This is a genomic window from Flavobacterium sp. 38-13 (assembly GCF_001899155.1).
In the GTDB taxonomy this organism is placed as follows: Bacteria; Bacteroidota; Bacteroidia; order Flavobacteriales; family Flavobacteriaceae; genus Flavobacterium; species Flavobacterium lindanitolerans.
The window spans coordinates 121,059-140,434 of the sequence record NZ_MKVG01000016.1; the positions used below are offsets into that span (position 1 = coordinate 121,059).

General features: G+C 35.7%; 17 protein-coding genes and 1 tRNA gene. 8 read left to right on the plus strand and 10 right to left on the minus strand.

The features are described 5' to 3' along the window. Position 1 precedes the first annotated feature (1 nt). Entirely contained in the window at positions 2-2,170 is a 2,169-nt protein-coding gene (locus tag BGO88_RS11065; protein ID WP_286707070.1) for a S9 family peptidase, read from the minus strand. A 201-nt stretch (positions 2,171-2,371) separates the two neighbouring features. Between BGO88_RS11065 and BGO88_RS11070 the strand changes: the two genes are divergently transcribed. The 3 genes from BGO88_RS11070 to BGO88_RS11080 all read left to right on the plus strand — a co-directional run bounded on the left by BGO88_RS11070 (position 2,372) and on the right by BGO88_RS11080 (position 5,798). After that, positions 2,372-3,325 carry a YARHG domain-containing protein gene (locus BGO88_RS11070; RefSeq protein ID WP_286706914.1) on the plus strand — a complete coding sequence of 318 codons (954 nt, stop codon included), beginning with the start codon at positions 2,372-2,374 and terminating at the stop codon, positions 3,323-3,325. Between the two features lie 229 nt (positions 3,326-3,554). Next, entirely contained in the window at positions 3,555-4,877 is a 1,323-nt protein-coding gene (locus BGO88_RS11075; RefSeq protein ID WP_286706915.1) for a hydroxymethylglutaryl-CoA reductase, degradative, read from the plus strand. A gap of 6 nt (positions 4,878-4,883) precedes the next feature. After that, positions 4,884-5,798, plus strand: coding sequence for a GYDIA family GHMP kinase (locus BGO88_RS11080; protein ID WP_056072179.1), 915 nt, complete (start codon positions 4,884-4,886; stop codon positions 5,796-5,798). 45 nt (positions 5,799-5,843) lie between these two features. Here BGO88_RS11080 and BGO88_RS11085 read toward each other — a convergent pair whose 3' ends face one another. The 6 genes from BGO88_RS11085 to BGO88_RS11110 form a co-directional block, all read right to left on the minus strand. Continuing rightward, positions 5,844-7,937 carry a peptidylprolyl isomerase gene (locus BGO88_RS11085; protein WP_286706916.1) on the minus strand — a complete coding sequence of 698 codons (2,094 nt, stop codon included), beginning with the start codon at positions 7,935-7,937 and terminating at the stop codon, positions 5,844-5,846. 153 nt (positions 7,938-8,090) lie between these two features. Continuing rightward, positions 8,091-8,285: a hypothetical protein gene (locus BGO88_RS11090; protein WP_056072173.1), complete on the minus strand. Its 195-nt coding sequence runs from the start codon at positions 8,283-8,285 to the stop codon at positions 8,091-8,093. Between the two features lie 17 nt (positions 8,286-8,302). Beyond that, entirely contained in the window at positions 8,303-8,860 is a 558-nt protein-coding gene (lptC, locus tag BGO88_RS11095; protein WP_286706917.1) for an LPS export ABC transporter periplasmic protein LptC, read from the minus strand. A gap of 1 nt (position 8,861) precedes the next feature. Next, the gene (locus BGO88_RS11100) at positions 8,862-10,253 is read right to left on the minus strand and encodes a hypothetical protein (RefSeq protein ID WP_286706918.1); all 1,392 of its coding nucleotides are present in this window, start codon (positions 10,251-10,253) and stop codon (positions 8,862-8,864) included. Next, a complete protein-coding gene (gene bamG, locus BGO88_RS11105; RefSeq protein ID WP_056072166.1) occupies positions 10,246-11,487 on the minus strand; it encodes a BamG family beta-barrel-assembly machinery protein in 1,242 nt (413 codons plus the stop codon). The genes BGO88_RS11100 and bamG overlap by 8 nt, the downstream gene beginning before the upstream one ends. Then, a complete protein-coding gene (locus tag BGO88_RS11110; RefSeq protein WP_286706919.1) occupies positions 11,480-12,214 on the minus strand; it encodes a type III pantothenate kinase in 735 nt (244 codons plus the stop codon). The genes bamG and BGO88_RS11110 overlap by 8 nt, the downstream gene beginning before the upstream one ends. Before the next feature lie 99 nt (positions 12,215-12,313). On the opposite strand from BGO88_RS11110, the gene BGO88_RS11115 reads away from it, so the two are divergent. From BGO88_RS11115 to BGO88_RS11130, 4 genes are all read left to right on the plus strand, one after another. Next, positions 12,314-12,386, plus strand: a tRNA-Phe gene (locus BGO88_RS11115). Positions 12,387-12,709: 323 nt separating this feature from the next. Beyond that, a complete protein-coding gene (locus BGO88_RS11120; RefSeq protein WP_286706920.1) occupies positions 12,710-13,711 on the plus strand; it encodes a hypothetical protein in 1,002 nt (333 codons plus the stop codon). 3 nt (positions 13,712-13,714) lie between these two features. Further along, a complete protein-coding gene (locus BGO88_RS11125; protein ID WP_286706921.1) occupies positions 13,715-14,812 on the plus strand; it encodes an RNA polymerase sigma factor in 1,098 nt (365 codons plus the stop codon). After that, complete coding sequence (locus tag BGO88_RS11130) at positions 14,799-15,704, plus strand: hypothetical protein (RefSeq protein ID WP_286706922.1); 906 nt, start codon at positions 14,799-14,801, stop codon at positions 15,702-15,704. The genes BGO88_RS11125 and BGO88_RS11130 overlap by 14 nt, the downstream gene beginning before the upstream one ends. A 105-nt stretch (positions 15,705-15,809) precedes the next feature. Here BGO88_RS11130 and BGO88_RS11135 read toward each other — a convergent pair whose 3' ends face one another. Genes BGO88_RS11135 through BGO88_RS11145 form a run of 3 tightly spaced genes read right to left on the minus strand, consistent with a single transcriptional unit; the run spans position 15,810 to position 17,228 of the window. After that, a complete protein-coding gene (locus BGO88_RS11135; RefSeq protein ID WP_286706923.1) occupies positions 15,810-16,232 on the minus strand; it encodes a hypothetical protein in 423 nt (140 codons plus the stop codon). Beyond that, positions 16,201-16,839 (minus strand): hypothetical protein, encoded by a 639-nt coding sequence (locus tag BGO88_RS11140; protein ID WP_286706924.1) that lies wholly within the window; start codon positions 16,837-16,839, stop codon positions 16,201-16,203. Before BGO88_RS11140 ends, BGO88_RS11135 begins: the two co-directional genes overlap by 32 nt. Further along, positions 16,839-17,228, minus strand: a complete 390-nt coding sequence (locus tag BGO88_RS11145) for a hypothetical protein (protein ID WP_286706925.1) — start codon at positions 17,226-17,228, stop codon at positions 16,839-16,841. The genes BGO88_RS11140 and BGO88_RS11145 overlap by 1 nt, the downstream gene beginning before the upstream one ends. A 492-nt stretch (positions 17,229-17,720) precedes the next feature. Here BGO88_RS11145 and BGO88_RS11150 point away from each other — a divergent pair, with 492 nt between their 5' ends. Then, a complete protein-coding gene (locus BGO88_RS11150; RefSeq protein ID WP_286706926.1) occupies positions 17,721-19,283 on the plus strand; it encodes an AsmA family protein in 1,563 nt (520 codons plus the stop codon). Positions 19,284-19,376 lie beyond the last annotated feature (93 nt).

The window sequence follows — 19,376 nt, forward strand, 5'->3', positions numbered from 1 at the left end:
ACTATAAGTTATCTTTAATAAAGTTTGTCATTTTTGTATAGAGTTGCAATCTGGTTTTTCCACCATAAATTCCATGGTTTTTATCCGGGTAAATTGCCCAATCAAATTGCTTGTTGGCCTGAACCAAGGCTTCAATCATCAGCATCGTATTTTGTACGTGAACATTGTCATCTGCCGTTCCGTGTACTAACAGGTATTTTCCTTTTAATTTGCCAACATGGTTGATTGGAGAGTTTTCGTCATATCCGGAAGCATTTTCCTGTGGAGTCTGCATGTATCGTTCCGTGTAGACTGAATCATAGAAACGCCAGTTGGTTACCGGAGCAACAGCTATTGCCGCTTTGAAAACATCGTTTCCTTTCAATATGCAGTTGGACGACATAAAACCTCCATAGCTCCAACCCCAGATTCCTATTCTGCTGCTGTCAACATAATTGTATTTCCCAATCACTTTTGCCGCATCAATCTGGTCTTCTACTTCAAATTTCCCCAATTCTTTATAGGTTACTTTTTTGAAATCGGCTCCTTTGTAACCGGTTCCTCTTCCGTCAACACAAGCCACGATATAGCCTTGCTGCGTAAGCATCATATACCAAAAATCATTTGTGTTGAGCCAGCTGTTCTTAACTTCCTGTGAACCCGGTCCTGAATATTGAAACATTAAAACCGGATATTTTTTAGAAGTATCAAAATCTTTCGGTTTAATCATCCAGGCATTTAGCTTATGCCCTTTTTCTGTAGTCAACTCAAAAAATTCTTTTGACGGCAGATTATACCCCTGCAATTTCGAAAGCAGTTTTTCATTCTTTTTGATAGATTGTACTTCCTTACCGGTTTTGGCATCATTTAACGAATATTGCGCCGGAGTCGATACGTTTGAAAAAGTGTTGATATAGAACTGGAAGTTCGGGCTGAAAGTAGCCGAATTGGTTCCGGTTGCAGAAGAAAGTCTTTTCTTGTCTTTTCCGTTAAGTTTGATTGAATAGATGTCCCTGTTAATGGAACCGTTTTCTACAGACTGGTAAAAAATAGTTCCTGTTTTTTCGTCAAGACCATAGTAGGCCGTAACTTCCCAGGCACCTTTGGTGATTTGGTTTTTCAGCTTTCCTGACTTGTCATAATGATAGATGTGGTTGTAGCCGTCTTTTTCACTGGTCCATATAAAGCTGTTATCTTTTAGGAAAGTCAGGTTGTCTGTAATGTCTACATAGGCTTTATCTTTTTCATTCAGAACCACTTTTGTTGCACCGGTAGTTCCGTCTACAAAAAGCAAATCGAGATTGTTCTGGTGTCTGTTGATAACCTGCGCGCTAAGGACATTCGCTTCGTTTGTCCATTTGATTCTCGGAATATAAAAATCGTTATAATTGCCTAAGTTAATCTGTTTGGAAGCATTGGCTTTCAGGTCATATACATGCAGAGAAGCCAAAGCATTTTTTTCTCCGGCTTTTGGATATTTAAAAACCTGTTGCGTTGGATAAAGTCCGCCGCTGTATAAATCCATCGAAAATTCCGGCACTTCGGTCTCATCAAAACGGATAAAAGCAATCTTATCGCTTGCCGCATTCCAGTCATAGGCCCTTACAAAAGAAAATTCTTCTTCATAAACCCAGTCGGTTATACCATTGATGATGGCATTTTTGCTTCCGTCGGTTGTAATTTGTTTGGTCGTTTTTGATTGCAGGTTGTAGACATATAAATTATTGTCTTTGGCGTAGGCAATCTGATTTCCATCAGGAGAAAAGGTAGGCTCCTGTATTTTAAAGTCAAACAATTTCGTCAATTGTTTTGTCTGGATATCATATAAATAATAGTCTGCTACAAAAGAGTGGCGGAAAATCTGCTCCGATTTGCAGGCAATCAACATTTTATTTTCCTGCAAATTGAAAATATAGCTGTCAATCATCGGCAGGTCTTTGTGATTTTTAGTATCAATCAGCGTAGCAACCTTTTTCAGCGTTGCATAATCGTACAAATCAATCTGCATGCTCCTTGACTGCCTGTCAAAATTTAATACAGTATATTGGTTGGTATTTTTTAAGGATTGTAATTCGTCCATTCCTTCGGCCCTAAAAGCACCTCCCCATATTTCTTCGAGAGTGATTTTTTGCTGGCCAAAAACCGACATGCCGATAAAAAAAAGCAATGCGGCAATCTTTCGTGAATTCATCATATTTTGCTAAGGTAAAAAAACTGTCAATTTTAGTGAAAAAATCGGAATAAACCTTGATTTTTTGTGTTAAATGCAATTTTTGTAATTTTGATTAATCTCTAAATTTCAAATGTTTCCGATATAAAACTTATAAAAAATTTTCTATCAGCCAGTTTCTATTGTTATTTTACCATTATGTTTGAACAAATCCCGCCTCGAATGAAAAATTATTTATTGTATTTTTTACTGATTCCCTTTACAATCAATGCACAAAACCTGAAGGATTGTTCAGAATGTTCGTCCGAAATAATCCGGGAAAGCAGTATACAAAATCTAAATGTACCTGCCTTGAAACTTTTGAAAAATGAAATGTACGCAAGAAAAGGTTATACTTTTTCCAATGAAGAATATGCCCGACATTTCAAACAATTTTCATGGTATAAACCTTCTGCCAATAATAACACTATAGTATTTTCTGACATTGAACAAAAAAACATTGCTATTCTAGCCCAAAAAATCAACGAGATTTCACAACCCGGTTCCAAAAATGAACCGAATAGCAAATACAAAACACTGACCCAGGAGAAAATAAATGAAATCTTTACCCATGAAAAAAAGAAAGAATTAGGAATTAATTTTTCAATTTGGAAGGTTTACGATTATCAGGACAAAACCGGAAAATATTATTTGGTTCTGACCGAAGACAAAATGAATACATCAAAAGAAGGCAATTTTAATAATGCCGTTAAAGCGTTTAACTTTAAGATGGATAATAATGTCTGGACCAAAACTTTTGAAACCAATGACTCCAAAAAAGACGAGGAAGACAGCATCTGGTTTTGGACAAAATATATTTATGTAGAAGATTTTGACCTGGACGGAATTATTGAACCTATACTTTTTTATGGAACAAATGGCCTCAATGGCTACGACGACGGAAGAATCAAAATACTGACCTATTATAAAGGAAAAAAAATCGGAATTCGTATACAGAACGGAGTATTGGATGACGAACGGAATTTTAGCATCGATGCTGATTTTTACAACCTGCCTAAAAGTATACAGGACACCGTTGTTGCCCAAATGAACAAAATGGTTGAAAACGGCCATTCTATACTGCCATACGGCTGGCAGAAAAAAATGGCAAAAAAAATGACCTTTATTAAGGAGTAATTGACCTGTGGCAATTTCGTTTTTGCGGCTCTGCGTCTTTGCGTGAAATAGTTGCTCGCAAAGACGCAGAGTCGCAAACCAAACGTATTAGAAATATTTCAGCGGAAAGTTTCAAATAACAACAGAGAATAATTCAAACACCTTTCATAAAATCATACTTTAAACAGTTAAAAAGAACTGTCTGAAACAGTATCTTTGCAGTACTATTTAAAGACATAACTGTTAGATAATGAACAAAACCATTTCGGGATTTTCAAAACTATCCAAAGAGGAAAAAATAAGCTGGATTGCCGAAAACTATTTTTCAAATCCGGAAGAAGCTACAGCGATTATAAAAAATTACTGGAATTCTGACACCAGACTTCAAAAACTGCATGATGATTTTATAGAAAATACGATTACCAACTTTTACCTGCCTTTGGGAATTGCTCCTAATTTTCTAATCAACGGAAAATTTTATACTGTTCCTATGGCAATTGAAGAAAGTTCTGTTGTGGCGGCAGCAGCCAAAGCAGCAAAATTCTGGTCGGAAAGAGGCGGATTTAAAGCTACTGTCATCAATACCGAAAAAATCGGCCAGGTTCATTTTCTTTACAAAGGTGATACTTCAAAACTGGAAAAGTTTTTTACAGAAATCAAAAACCGTTTTTTTGAGGAAACAGAAAGCATTACCAAAAATATGCAGAAACGCGGTGGCGGTATCCTGGATATTGTGCTCAAAGATAAAACAGACCTGCTTCCTGATTATTTCCAACTCCACGCGACTTTTGAGACCAAAGACTCGATGGGAGCGAATTTTATAAATTCCTGCCTGGAACAATTTGCCAAGACTTTAAAAAATGAAGCCCAATCGTCCGGGATTTTTTCTGAAGAGGAAAAAAGCATACAGATTGTCATGAGCATACTGTCGAACTACGTCCCAAACTGCATTGTTCGTGCCGAAGTATCCTGCAAGGTAGAAGACTTAAAAGAAAAGAATAGCAATCCGGGAGATTTTGCAGAAAAATTTGTTCGGGCCGTACAAATAGCAGAAGTCGAACCTTATCGTGCCGTTACGCACAACAAAGGAATCATGAACGGAATTGATGCCGTGGTATTGGCTACCGGAAACGATTTCCGTGCCATAGAAGCCGGAGTCCATGCCTATGCTTCCAAATCAGGCCGCTATCAAAGTCTTTCGCATGCTAAAATTGAAAACGGCATTTTTCATTTCTGGCTGGAAGTGCCTCTTGCTTTAGGTACTGTGGGCGGATTGACCTCTTTGCATCCTCTGGTAAAACTGGCTTTGGAAATGCTTGAAAAACCTTCTGCACAAGAACTGATGCAGATTGTAGCTGTTGTTGGACTGGCCCAAAATTTTGCCGCATTGCGTTCACTGACAACAACAGGAATTCAGGAAGGCCATATGAAAATGCACCTTGGCAACATTATCAATCAACTGGAAGCTACAGACGAAGAAAGAGTTAAGATTGTGAAACATTTTGAACACCATCCTGTTTCTCATGTGGCTGTTGTGGAATATGTAAATGATTTGAGAAAAGTTAAATCCTAAATACTCTTGAAAAAGACATTCTATAGCAACGGAAAACTTCTTATCACCGGAGAATATGTCGTATTGGACGGTGCCAGGGCTTTGGCCCTACCGACTAAATTTGGACAGAATCTGACCATTAAAAACGGCAAAAACAATCAAATGGATTGGAAAAGCTTTGATAAGGATGGAAGTATTTGGTTTGAAGACAACATTACTTTTGAAAGCATCATCAAAAAAGAATCTTTCAGTTCTGACAAAATCAAAACTACGCTGATTGAAATTTTGCACGAGGCTTATCTATTGAATCCGGAATTTATTGAAGCATCCGAAGGCTATACCATTACCACCGAACTTACTTTTCCGAAACTTTGGGGACTTGGCACTTCTTCTACCCTGATTAATAATATTGCCCAGTGGCTCGATATTGATGCCTTTGAACTGCTTCGCAAAAGTTTTGGAGGAAGCGGCTATGATATTGCGTGTGCCCAAAAAGACACTCCTATTCTGTATTGGCTGCAGGACGACAGGCCCCGAATTGAAGAAACCGTTTTCAATCCGGATTTTACCCGCAACATGTATTTCGTTTACTTAAACCGAAAGCAAAGCAGCAAGGCAGCCATTGCTTCCTATTATAACAAGCAAAATAATATTGCTGAAGTATCCCGAAAAATAGACCAGATTACCGAAGCTCTTCTTAAAGCCGAAGACTTAAAGACATTTGCCTATCTGATTGAAAAGCATGAAATGATTCTAAGTGATGTTCTGGAAATGCAAACCATACAGGAAACCTATTTCAGTGATTTTAAAGGCGTAGTCAAAAGCCTTGGAGCCTGGGGAGGTGATTTTGTACTGGCGCTTTCTAAAAATGACCCTACCGATTATTTTAAAGAGAAAGGATTCCCTACTATTCTTACTTATGACGAAATGATTTTAAAATAAAAAAATCCCGACTAGCAGTCGGGATTTTTTATTATTCTCTATCTCTTAGAATCCGAAATCTAATCGGTTATCTTTGATTTTAGCCTTATCTTTTAAAGCCGGGATAATTCTTCCAAGTGAAGCTCCGCTCATAGCTTTAAGTCTGGCAGTGTAAGTATCGTAGTTTTTAATTGCAGGTGCTTTCACTACACTCTTTGTTTGCAATTTGAAAACTCCTGCTCTACCTTCAATCAGGTCAGAAACTTTGTTTGGTGCAGTTGCAAAAGCAGTACCTACAACTTTTGGTTCCGCTCCAAATCCTAAAAGGTTTGGATTTTGCAATGTAAGGTCTGTAGCGTTTGCAACAGAAACTTTTGCCGCTTTTGCTGCTTCTTCCAAAGTAGCACCTTTCATGATTTGCTTTATCTTTTCTGTCTTCTTCTGATTTTTCAGGATTGGCTCAACGATTGGTTTTGCATCAGAGATAGCCATCAATCCTTCTTCGTTAATCTTTTTTAGTTTCACGATTAGGTTTCCGTTTGGAACGTTGAAACGTTTTACATCTCCTTCAGAAGTTTCCTTATTGTAGGCCCATCTTACTACCTGTCTTTGGTTTGTAAAGCTTCCAAAGTTTTCATCAAGTGCTTTTACATTAGCCGAAGCTACTGTCAATCCAAGAGATTTAACTACCGTAGCAAAATCTTTGTCTTTAGCTTCCATTTCAATTTTGGTTGCTTTTTTGAAGATATCATCGCTGGTTGCTTCAGATGGCTCGATTCTTTGTGCAATTGTTGCCAAACGAACAGCATCACGCTTATCAAGTACTTTAACAATGTGGAAACCAAATTCTGTTTCAACCAGACCTACTTTTCCGATTGGGCTGTTGAATACGAAATCGTTGAAAGGTTTTACCATTTGCCCAGGAACGATGTTGTCATATTCTCCTCTGGTTTGAAGAGAACCCTGGTCATCAGAATTAGTTGCAACCAATGATTCCAAAATAGCCGGATTAGCCTGAATTTGTTTGAATAGGTCATCCGCTTTCGCTTTTGCTTCTTCTTTAGTTCTTGTTATCGCCGGATTAGGAATTTTGCTTCCTGCATAGCTCACCAAAATATGGCTTGCTTTAGCGCTGGCTCCAGCTTTTTTACCCAATGATTTGCTTATGGCATAGTATCCGTTATAGATGTATGGTCCAAAAACTTCACCTGTTGGCAGGTTGTATAACTGGTCTGCGAATTGTGCAGGCAGGTTGTTTTTAGTTACATAAGTTGAATCGTATTTCACATCTGAATTTGCATCAACAAATTCCTGGTTGTTTGTAATGTCTTTGAAACCTTTGATGGTATCATTCTTACCTGTAGTTTCATTGAAAACAACTCTAGGAGAAAGCAAAGCAGTAATGTTTTTCTTCACTTCTTCTTCGTCTTCCTTAGAAGGTTTGTCATCAATTACAACAAATTGCAATTCACGGGTTTCATCAGCTTTGAACTTTTTCTCGTTCTTTCTCATGTAAGCAACGATTTCGTCATTAGAAACCGGAACTTCGCTGTCTTTTATGTTTGAGAATGGGAAAGCAACATAATCAAAAGTTACTTTATCAGACTCCATCTCATATTGTAATTTTCCTTCAGCTTCTGTAGTTATCAAACCTGCTTTTAGCATAGTGCTGTAGATTTGATATTTTGCATTAATAGCCGCCTGGGTTTCTCTTTCTCTCAATTGAGTTGTCAATTCCGGATTAGACTGGAAAAACTCTTTGTATTTTTGATAATCAAACTGGCCTGCTGCGTTTTGGAATTGTGGGTTTTGCCCTATATCCTGACTTTGTTTAAGGACATCCAGGATTTGGCTTTCACCTACTCTGATTCCTAATTTCTCAAACTGCTCTGTCAGCAAAGCTAAAGAAACTTCCTGTTCCCATACCTGATTTGCTGCTTGAGACGATGAGATTCCCTGACCGCCTTTTTCAACTGCATCGACTTTACTTCTAAAATCTTCAAATGAAATATCTTCTCCGTTGATACTTCCAACGTATTTTGAAGTCTGCTTGAAACCACCGCTGTTGATAAGGTCACCAACAACAAATGCTAATAAGCAAAAACCAATAACAAATATAAGAAGTAATGATCGTTGTCTAATTTTTGATAAAACTGCCATTTTTTATTGTTAATTTTTAAATTCAGAGGGCGAAAATACAATTATCTATTTAATAATAAAAGGAGTAAACCCATATTTTCCGAGAAAGATGAAGTTTTTTTTGAATGACCTGTAAAAGATCCGCAAAAAGTAAGGAAAACAGGGAAATAAATGTTATTTATTTTTGTTTTGGTTTTCATATTTCTTTGCAAATCTCCTGCGAAAGAAAAACATAAAAAGCGCAATTGCTGCAAAGAAAAAACTCAGCCAGGGACTTCTTTCGGCTGAATTAAGTTGTACAAAACCATCAACTGCAAAAAGAATTGCCGCAATAAGATAGAAATACTGAATGTATTTTAGGTAAACCATTATAATTGTTTTGAAGTTTAAAATTCGTCTGCCTGTCCTTCACCAAAAAACACCTGACCGTTGATATCTTTAAAATCACGGCTGGCATCAAATCCTTTCGTATAGAATTCATTGCCAGGCCCTAAAGTAAGCTTGCATTTCTTTTCCGTAAAGAACCATTCCCTTTTCTGGTCATAATACAATTGGGTAGTTTCCAATATTTTACCGTCTTCGGAAGTAATTTTTACATTTCCCTGCAAGTCGATAATATCGGTTCCTTTGTAGGTTATGGCATAATCTGAAGAAACATAGCTTTTTTTACCGTCATTGTCATATAACGTCACATCAACTCCTTTAGGAAATTCAGTATAAGGGAATGATGCATTTGAAAAATCCAGCATTTTCGGACTGACCAATATTGCCTTTACTTTGCCGGAATCTGTATATTTCAAATTGATGGTGTCTGCTTCGCCAACAGGCGTAAAAGCAGAAACATTGATTTTCTGGACACCTTTGAAATTGCTTTCACAAGAAAACAAAAAACCGGCCAGTAACACAAACACAGCAGGGAATACTATCTTGCTCTTGGAAATCATATTATAATTTTGGAATGCTTACTGATTCGCCAATCCAACATTTGAATGAAATCTGCTCTCCTGCTTTTCTTTTAGCCTGAGAAATTTCCTGTTTGGATGGTGCTTTCTTGGTAAAATCGGCTGCAAGCTGATCAGCAGTCTTTTTCATTGACGGGTCAACTGTTCCTGCTTTTTTTGCTGTTTCTGCCGCCAGCCAGAACAGTGCCTTACTTTCAAAAGCATTATTGCTTTCGCAGTCTCTGGTACTGTAGCTGTAAAGCTGGGAAATAAAAATATAGGATTTTCCAAAGTTTGGTTTTATTTCCAATGCCTTTTTTGCAAATTCTCTGGCTTTTTCCTTTTCAGGATAGCCATAAGTAGTTGCTATCAGATAGTAAAGCTCTGCTTTTTTGTTGACATCTGTCTGTAATTCTGCCGACCTGGTAAAGTATTCAATTGTTTGTGGTGTGTTTCTGGCATTTCTGGCAATCATACCCATAGCATAGGCTGATTTTGCGGTAGGACTTAACGCATAAAGTTTTTCGGTAACCTTTACAAAGAAATCCGATTTACATTTTTTAGCATCCAACCTGTCAGAAACTCTCTCCAACCACAATGCATTTTCAGAATTTTTATGAAAATTTTTCTGGTAGAATGAAAGCAATACTTCGCAATTGGCCTGCTTATCTATTCCAGCATTTACATTTTCAGCCACAATCGTCAATTCACTGATACTTAATTTCGATTGCTGCAGGCTGTTTTGTTCTTCTGCCGTTAATTTTGCCGTTTGCGACTTTAACGTCAGGTTGTCTTTAATCTGATTTGATTTTTTTAATTCAACCTGCACTTTTTCAGCTATCTGGTCCAGTTTTGCCAAAAGCTGGTCTGATGTAAGCTCAATTTCTTTTTTCCCGTATTGAGACACGAGCAATTCCGAATAAATATTCAGAACCTCCGGATTGGTAAATTCGGTATTGTCTAATTGGAAAGCCTTGTCCAGAAAAGTAAAAACCTCACGCGAGTCACCGGATTTGTTCTCATAAAGCAGAAGTGCTTTATTAATTCTGTTTCCTCTTTTATTATTCGGGAAAACTTTGTCGTGTTCGTCATACAAATTTAAAAGTTCCGTAATCAACGGACTTTTTTCTTCAGCCGTATTGGCCTGGTCAACTTTCTGACTCAATATTTTTTCACCTAAGAGGTAGATGGTTTCACTTTCTGTAGGACACTGTTGTTTTAATTCCTTCCAGCGGTTGTAAATTGTCTGGTCATAGCTATTTTCCCGAATAAATTCTTCAAATGCAATAAGTTTGTCCTTACATTCCGGATTTTGTGCTTTTGCTGCAAAATTAAAACCCAGAACGGCAAAAATCAATACTGCCAATCTGCTACCAAACAAGTTTTTTTTATTCATACTTTCTTTTTACAAACCATCTATCATTTAAAGATAAGCTTAAAAATATATTGGCGTAGGTTTCTTTGACAAGACCTGCGTGGGTCGTTCCTTTTCTTCCGTATTCAAAGCCAATATTCAGGTTTGAGATTGTTCCGCCTACTGGCAATCCTAATCCCATTGTCATTCCATAGTCCTTGATTGAAGTATCACCTACAACCAATCCTGTATTTTCGTATTTAAAACCGGCTCTGTAGGTAACCCTATTCCAGTAGCTGGTGAAAGAATCATAATCCGGAACAAAATAACCTCCCAAGCTGTATCTTGTGGCATTTTCATAGCTAACATTGGTAATGTCATTGTACCTGTTCCCAAATTTGCTGCTTTCCTGAAGTGTTACTTCAGCTCCAACAAACCATTCTCCTTTTTTTCCTAACCCGAGTCCAAAAGCAAATTTGCTTGGCAATTTCAAATCAGAATCGGCCACTTCAATTTCCTTTTCTTCTACCACAATTTCAGATTGGCTGCTTCCTACCAACGTAGCAATCTTTCTTTCATTTTCTGATTTCAGATTGGCCTGAGGACTATACGTCACACTGGAAACAAAGTCCAATTTTTTAATTTTTGTTGTAAATACCAATCCGGTATTAAAAGAAACACCGCTCAGGTCAGACACATTCATTTCTCTTGTACCATATTGCACATCCTGTGAAAGAAGGCTTTTGGTTTCAATACTTCCAAAGTTATAGCTAAAATCCGCACCCAGGCTTAACTTGGATGTTATCTGATATCCTGCCCCAAGAAATACTTTATTCATTCCACCTTTTCCGCTGTATGACCTGTCAGGAACTCCTTCAACATCAGAAAATGAGTTTATTTTATATCCAACAGAAGTGTAAGGCATCAAACCAAATCCTACCCCTAATTTCCCTGCCGGAAATGCAACAGCCAGATAATCAATTGTGGTTCTTTGGGCTTTTGCTGTAGCTTCTCTTGTTTTCAGATTGCTAACGCTAAAGCTTCCTCCGGCAGTAAAGCTTGTCAATTTCAAAGACGCAAATGTTGCCGGGTTCTGCAAATTCATGTGGATACTGTCTGGCAGGATACTTAAGCCTCCCATCGACCTGTTTTCGGTTGTACCCTTAAATCGTGCATCTCCAATCCCATAAAACGAATAAGGCGACGCCGATCCTTCTTGTGCTACAGACGCTAATGAAAAAAGTAAACCCAGGCTTACTATAATTTTTTTAATCATTTTTGATTTTGTATTGAAATAAATGGCTCAAGCTCTCCAAAAGGAAATTTGAATTGGCAAATATGGTATTTTTTAATCGTTTAGCCAAAAAATCTCCGTCACCGCCCGTTAAAATTATCGTAAATTTTGAATAATGCTGTTTATAGTCATTTATAAAACCGTCTATTTCATTAACGGCTCCATTCACAACCCCGGAATGTATGGATTGGCTGGTCGAATTTCCAATGATACTTTTAGGGCTGTCCAACTCTAATAACGGAAGCCTGGCCGTAAAATTATGCAACGCTTCATAGCGCAAGCGCAAGCCAGGAGAAATCGCTCCGCCAAGGTAGTTGTCATTTTCATCTACAAAATCATAAGTGATGCAGGTTCCGGCATCAATCACCAGCCTGTTTTGCTTTGGAAATTGCAGTACCGCTCCGGCAGCCAGGACCATTCTGTCCATGCCAAGCGTTTTTGGGGTTTCGTATAAATTAACAAACGGGAAACTATCTTCATGGGATATAAAATGAACTTTCAGCTTTTCTCCAAAGTCCAAAAAATCATTTTTGTCCAGACTTCCAACCGAAGCAACAACCAAAAAGGCTGTTTTTGGAAAATCTTTTAAAATTTTTTCAATATTTTTTTTAAAATCTTTTTTGAGAAAAACAAAATGCCCCAAAAGACTATCATTCTCAAAGACAGCACCTTTAATTCGAGTATTGCCAACATCAATTGCTAAAAGCATATCCTTTTGTTTGTTTTTGCGAAGTTACGAATTGATTTTTTTTTAAAATTGTTTTGGATAAATTAAAAATCGTTCTATATTTGCACCCGCATTAGCAACGGTACCTTAGCTCAGTTGGTAGAGCAATGGACTGAAAATCCATGTGTCCCTGGTTCGATTCCTGGAGGTACCACAGAAAGCCTAAACATCAATTTGTTTAGGCTTTTTTTATTGCTATAATTCTCTACTATCTTTTATTTTTAATCTTTGATTATCTAGAAATATATAGATAAAGAGACTCAAAATTCACTTTTAATAACTCTTTTCTATTATCTGCAAAATACGCAGACTTAACCTCTCAAAGCCTTTGCTCATTAGTAACCTTTGACTAGAAGCAATCGCATCGCAAGCAAAAATTTTATTTTTTTTATTTATTTTACTTTTTTACTGCAACCCTTTTACTTTTTTCACTCTTATCATAAAATTAAAGTATATTAACTCCAATTTATTTTACTTATGAAAAAGATTTTACTTTCTCTGATTCTATTTACCGGGTTGTTGCAAATTTCCTGTAGTGAGGATTCGGTTGTGGATTCGTCAAATGTGCCAACTAATAACTCTGTTGATGTTTATGTTGCCGGCCAGAAAAACAGCCAGGCTTGTTACTGGAAAAACAACCAGCTTGTGTTATTGAATTCCGGCGGAATAAATGCTCCTACTGCCAACAAGATTATGGTGGTAAATAACGATGTATATGTTCTTGGAATTGGTGTTGGAACTACAACTACGGAAACATTCCCTATGTTCTGGAAAAATGGCGTTTTGACTAATTTAAAAACAAGCCTTAGCTCTGCAGATGATGAAGTTGTGACTGTTACTGATTTTGAAGTGGTTGGCAATGATGTTTATTTTGTGGGTTATACGAAAAGAAGGGTCATAACTTTTGAAGATTACAGTCTTGTTTATTGGAAAAACGGCATTAAGACCACAGTACACAATTATGGCGGTTATGTTCAGAACTATTCAAAAATAAAAGTCGTAAACAATACTGTTTATATAACCGGCACTAATAATCGCGATTCGAGTATTAATGGCTATTATGTAAACACTGTTTTTAACGAGATTCCATTTTCTACACTTAATGGCCTGGCTGTAAACAATAACGAAGTATATACTTATGGAACGGCAAATAATGGTGGTTATTATAAAAACATAACTACCGGTTCAGAAACCTCTTTTCCAACCGTAGCTACAGTTACCTCTATGCTTTTTGACAATAATAACCTGTATCTTACAGATGTAGCCAGCATCTATAAAAATGGGGCTATGTTTGATGCGGGGCAACCTCAGCTGGGCGGAATTATGGATTTTAAGATTTTAAATAATAATACTTACAAAATTATTCAGGAAGGTGTTGCGCCCGGATACATTAGCCACCTGACGATAAACGGGGTTGAGGCAGCACAAATACCCGATTCTGAAGGCACATTTTTATCGCTTTTTGTAGTTCAAAACTAAATTATGAATAGCATTAACTGGCATGAAATTTACACAAAGACATCCCCAAAACTCTTGGGGATTTGTCGCAGATATATAAAAGATACTGCTACAGCCGAGGATATCATCCAGGATTCCTTTATAGTAGCAATCCAAAAAGAAGACACCTTAAAAGATAAAAATGCCTTACAAGGCTGGTTAAGCCGGATTGTTATAAATATGGCCATCCATCATTTGAAAGAGGTAAAAAAAGTAAACTTTTCAACGAACCAAGATTATGAAATTGTTGATTCAACTACCGTCATGAATGCTATAGAAATTGACGCCAAGAGTATGCTCCTGTCTGCCGATTTAGAAAGAGACGATATATTAGAAGCTATTGACCACTTACCGGAACATCATAAATCCGTTTTTAACATGTATGTTATTGACCAGTTTTCACATAGTGAAATCAGTAAGATACTCCATATATCTATAGGTACTTCAAAATCACATTTATCAAGAGCCCGAAAAGCAGTTCAGCTTTTCCTATTGGAAAGAATAAAAGAAAAATCAGTTGATGAAAAGAAGAAACGCCGCATTGCCTTCTTGATTTTTTTAGGTTTTGGAAATCAGATGTTCGCTAATTTCTACAAAAAACCATTTCAGGATTTTGAAATAAAGCCATTAAAGGATTTTGAGCCTGGTTCAAACAAAACAACATTTTCTATCCAATTTATCGGTTTGACAAAAGCAAATCCTACATCTAAAATCATAGTTATAGGTATCTGTTTTTTATGTGTATTAGGAATCGCTTTTTATACCTACAATTTTGACGTAAAAGATATTCCACAAAAAGAACTACCTAAATTGGATTTTGATTCTGCTAACAATACCCCAAAAGACCAATTAGTTGTAAACATTGAAGACACTACAAAAAGCGCAGATCCTGCTATAGAGTCAAAGAATATAAAAACTCTTTTTGCCCAGGAAAAAATAGCTGTTTCAAAGAAAGAACAGCAAAAAATCAAAGAAGAAGCAAATAGTGTCATTCCAAAAGATTCTGTGAAAAACGAGTCTCAGAAAGTAGTGATCATCAAAAGGCAAATCGTAAAAAAAGACACCATTTATGTTTCAGAATAAAATCTTAATCCCTTTTTTATTCATTTATACATTTGTCTTTTCTCAAGAAAAAAAGGTAGATACTATTTATGTTTATGAGGAAGTTATCGTGTACGATACCGTTTTTATTGAAAAGCCTATTATCAAAATAGATAAGGCAATCTTTACTTCTGAAAATAATAAAAAAGACAAATTAGAACTGTCTCAGAACGGAAAAAAGTTCCAGGTTCCTGTGGATACTCTTGTTCTTATTACCGACAAAAAAAGGATTGAAAAAGACAGAAAACAAAGTTGGTTTTTTGGCGGAAAATTACATCTTGGTCTGGCCAGCAATAGTCTGTTTAGAAAAGTCGACGCTCCCACCCCTATTGGATTTGGCTTGGGAATCTGGACACGAAAGGAATTATTCAATTCTGATTTCTCCGTAGGAATCGGGATAGATGCCTTTTATTGGACAAGTCCGTTCTCGTTTAATGCCTCTAAAAAAGATAGTGAACTCAATGGTTATTATTTTACAAAAAACAACGAACCCAAATTATTCCAGTCGCTTGAAAGCAAACATTTTCAGTTGCAAATCCCCGTTCAATTGTATTATAAAATAAATAAGTTTATGCCTTCAATAGGCGGATTTGTTAGCACCAGCAATTATAAATCGCAGTTTTTGGGCTCATCCGGAAGCTTTCCCCGAACCTTGGATGAAACACAGACATTCAAGGCTGAGGCCTTACAAATAGGTTATTTGGCAGAAGTGCAATATGCTATTTCAAAACAACTTTCTGTGGCTGTGCATTTTAGTTCCGGAAAAGCCAATAATCTGCTTTTTACCAATAAAGATGATAAGAACCAGTCTTTTAAGACGAAGAATGAGTTTACGGAAAATATATTTATACTACAACTGGTTTATAAATTATAAACCAGTGTAGTATCTTTCCTTAATTTTACACAAAAAACTCTATGTTTAAAGGCTTTTGTGCTGAAAGCTGGAATCTAAAAACCAAAAAAACGATAATATAAATTATTATTTTTTTACAGTATTTTTCTTCAAAGGTTCAGCCATTTTTGTAAAATTCATTAATCCAAGTATGATGGGAGTTGAATTTGTTTGTAAGGTTAATGTACTTATAAATGCTCTTAAGTAAGGAAAAAAAATTGGAACAGCACTTAGAAAAAAATGCGATGGAATTTCTTCCAGTTTATAATTCTTATCAAATTGATATTCTGCAATGCCTTCTACCTGAATAGCCAAATGTTCTGCATTCTCTTTATCATGTGCTCTGAAAGCTAAATTAAGGATATATAATCCTGAAGATTCGTCATACTCTCCCTTTGGAAAAAAGGAAATATCATATTCACTTTTTTCCTTTTTGGTTTCATGATATATAAAATCAGAAATTCTATATTTTACAAATTTAAATGCAATTGCTGCTTCCTCTTTTACCATATTGCAATAATAATAAAAAAAAAGACTCTGATAATAATTCAGAGTCTTTTTTTGTTTCTTCTTTTTTGTCCTTATCCTTTTTTAAGTCTAAGAAATCTAACATGTTATACCAACTTATCGGTTTTTCTTTTTTAACATTTAATCTACTTGTTTTTAAAGCAGAAAACACCTCTAATTCATTATCTATAAGTATCTTAAAATTAGAATACTGTAAATAATCGTTGTAATTTGATTCTAAATTTGAAGCAAAATACTTAATGACTTCTTCATAGGATGTTTGAGGAGAGGATACAACAGCTTCTGAACCAACTACTTTCATGCACGATATTGCTTGGATTCCTCCTAATGAAATAATTGGATTTTCAATAGAAATAAGCTTACTTTCCGACAAAAAAACTATTTCTTCACCAGGGAATTTATCTTCAAACAAATATTCTAATTCTATTTGTTTTTTAATAAATTCAACGTCATTTTCAAAATCGTATAGTGGCCTAACTTCGATTATATGCGTATCAATATAATTCCTAAATTCATATTTTATTTCCAAATAAGGATGTAAAACATACAATTCGGTTAATTTTTGAGTTAAAAAATCTATTGATTTCATTATAATTTCTTTTTTATTAAAGAGATAACATCTTGGCTCAATTTCAACGCAGCTTTGCTTTTATCAGAATCAACAATTTCATTATGATAATCTGATATTGTTCTAAATGCTTTCAGCTCTTTTATTTTACTTCTAAACTCCCTTGCAGTAAAACCATTGTCATTCACCTTATTTAAGGCATTGTCCATGAGTTTTATTGGATAAGTGTGTGCATGTAACTTTAAAGGCGGATAAGAACTTGCGATTGCCTCATCAATTTCTTTGTATGTATGCCCAATGGTGTTTAATTTAGATTTAATAAATTGAAAACATCCATAATAAGAGCAATGCACACTAGGTGCAAAATAATTATAATCATCAATGAGGATTTTAGCCGCATCGAGATTCATTTCAGACTTATTTTTTAAGTGTCCCAATATATAATGTACAAAGGTAAACAATAGTTTGTTAAAATGTTACCAATTAAAAAAAGGTATCGTTAAGAATATCTTAACCGGTCAAATTTAACAAAAAAACCTTACTATGCTAAATATAATATTTTTTTGATAAAAATAAAGACAAAGTCTAATGATATAATATCGAAATTATCTACAAAAACACTATTAATGTCAAACATAATTACCTCCGTAATAAATTCCTAACGGTTTTCCTCATTTAACAAAAAAATGTCCTCGCAACACATACTCCTTAGACTTTTCTCCATAAGTAGAGATACTCTCTTTCTTGAAAAGATTGTATAATTTTATGTAAGCAGTTAATACATTTATAAGCTTTAAAAAAATCTTTTAAAAAAATCATAATTTTCTTATAATAAATCCTTTGGGGTTTCTGAACCCGCTTTTTTATTTTTATATTTAAGTGCGGAACAAAAAGAAAACTTTATGGTTTGGTGGAAAAAGACATTGATTGGAATCGGGATTCTTATAGTACTGGCCTTGATTTTGAATATTGGCCTGAACTATTGGATACGCAAACAGCTACCTGTCATTATCAACGAGAACAACAATTCGCCCTATCAGATTACTTACAAAACTCTTGAGGTTGCTCTGTTTGATGGAAATGCTATTGCCAAAGAAATTACCGTTGTTCCAAAATCATCCTTAAAGAAAACAGATGTTAAGGCAGGAATCTATACTACCATCCAAAGTATAAAAATAGAAGGAATCAGTGCCTGGTCTATTTTGTTCAGCAAAAGGATTGTTGCCAAAAAGATTGTCATCAACAAGCCTGAAATTATCCTTTTTAAAGATAATGACCGGGCTTTAAATGATCCGAACAGTATTCGGGATAAGGTGGTCGCTCCTTTTAAAAATACGATTTCCGTATCTGACATCTATCTTTTAAATTCCAGTCTACAGATTATTTCCACGACCGATAATAAGGCGTCACTGATTGTGCATAATTTATCGATGCAGCTTGACGGCATTCTGCTGGACGACACCACATTAAAAGAGAAAATTCCTTTTACTTATAAAAACTTTGAAATTGACTGTGATAGTATTTATTATCGTGCCAACGAGTTTTACCATCTGACAGCTAAAAAAATACATACTGACAAATCTGACTTAAAAATAGCCGATTTCCGTATGATTCCGGAATATGACCGCGGTGAATTTGTGAGAAGGATTCCCAAAGAAAAAGACATTTATACTATCAATGCCCAGGAAATAAAAATAAATAACATGAACTGGGGATTTAAAGACAGTGTTTTTTATTTCAATTCTACGAATGTTTTTTTGGAAAAGGTTTTTGCCAATATCTATCGCCCGAAAATGCCGCCTGATGATCTTTCAAAAAAACATTTGTATAACAAGTTGCTACGCGATATTAAATTCCCGCTTCATGTGGATACGCTTGCCATTCGCGAATCTACGCTGGAATATGAAGAGGAAAAGACCTTTGAAAAAGGAGCAGGATTGCTTTCTTTCAACAAGTTCAACATGTTTGTAACCGATATTAATAGCGGTTATGGGCATAAAAAACTGCCTGATGTAAAAATTACTGTCAATTGCAGATTTATGAATGTTTCGCCTATGAAGGTAAACTGGCGATTTAACGTAATGGATGTATCTGACGGTTTCAACATCAAAGGAAGCATATTCCAATTTCCTGCAAACCGGCTAAAACCTTTTACGAAGCCTTACATGAACGCATCTGTTGAAGGAATGCTTAATGAGGTATATTTTAATTTTTCAGGGAACGACGTAAAATCCAAAGGAGATTTTGCCATTAAATATGACGATATAAAAGTGACTCTTTACCAGAAAAAGAATCCGAAGAAAAAGAACAAATTTCTTTCTGCCGTGGGTAATCTGTTCGTAAAAAACGATTCTGATGAAAAGGTTATGGAAACAGAAGTCGAAGTTGAGAGAATCCCGGAAAAATCATTCTATAATTTCTTTTGGAGGAATATAGGTGAAGGATTGAAAAAGACGCTTTTATAAGTTCTATTTTTGATATATTGATTGCGCCTTAGCGCCTTTGCGAGCAACTATTTCTCGCAAAGGCGCTAAGGCGCAAAGTTATTTGATGCAGAC

Coding starts and splice junctions, on each gene's coding strand:
- BGO88_RS11135 (WP_286706923.1), bottom strand. CDS start 16,232: ATGGTAAAAGAGGAAGCAGCAATTGCATTTAAATTTGTAAAATATAGA.
- BGO88_RS11065 (WP_286707070.1), bottom strand. CDS start 2,170: ATGAATTCACGAAAGATTGCCGCATTGCTTTTTTTTATCGGCATGTCG.
- bamG (WP_056072166.1), bottom strand. CDS start 11,487: ATGATTAAAAAAATTATAGTAAGCCTGGGTTTACTTTTTTCATTAGCG.
- BGO88_RS11130 (WP_286706922.1), top strand. CDS start 14,799: ATGTTTCAGAATAAAATCTTAATCCCTTTTTTATTCATTTATACATTT.
- BGO88_RS11140 (WP_286706924.1), bottom strand. CDS start 16,839: ATGAAATCAATAGATTTTTTAACTCAAAAATTAACCGAATTGTATGTT.
- BGO88_RS11070 (WP_286706914.1), top strand. CDS start 2,372: ATGAAAAATTATTTATTGTATTTTTTACTGATTCCCTTTACAATCAAT.
- lptC (WP_286706917.1), bottom strand. CDS start 8,860: ATGATTTCCAAGAGCAAGATAGTATTCCCTGCTGTGTTTGTGTTACTG.
- BGO88_RS11150 (WP_286706926.1), top strand. CDS start 17,721: ATGGTTTGGTGGAAAAAGACATTGATTGGAATCGGGATTCTTATAGTA.
- BGO88_RS11110 (WP_286706919.1), bottom strand. CDS start 12,214: ATGCTTTTAGCAATTGATGTTGGCAATACTCGAATTAAAGGTGCTGTC.
- BGO88_RS11100 (WP_286706918.1), bottom strand. CDS start 10,253: ATGAATAAAAAAAACTTGTTTGGTAGCAGATTGGCAGTATTGATTTTT.
- BGO88_RS11120 (WP_286706920.1), top strand. CDS start 12,710: ATGAAAAAGATTTTACTTTCTCTGATTCTATTTACCGGGTTGTTGCAA.
- BGO88_RS11075 (WP_286706915.1), top strand. CDS start 3,555: ATGAACAAAACCATTTCGGGATTTTCAAAACTATCCAAAGAGGAAAAA.
- BGO88_RS11125 (WP_286706921.1), top strand. CDS start 13,715: ATGAATAGCATTAACTGGCATGAAATTTACACAAAGACATCCCCAAAA.
- BGO88_RS11085 (WP_286706916.1), bottom strand. CDS start 7,937: ATGGCAGTTTTATCAAAAATTAGACAACGATCATTACTTCTTATATTT.
- BGO88_RS11090 (WP_056072173.1), bottom strand. CDS start 8,285: ATGGTTTACCTAAAATACATTCAGTATTTCTATCTTATTGCGGCAATT.
- BGO88_RS11145 (WP_286706925.1), bottom strand. CDS start 17,228: ATGAATCTCGATGCGGCTAAAATCCTCATTGATGATTATAATTATTTT.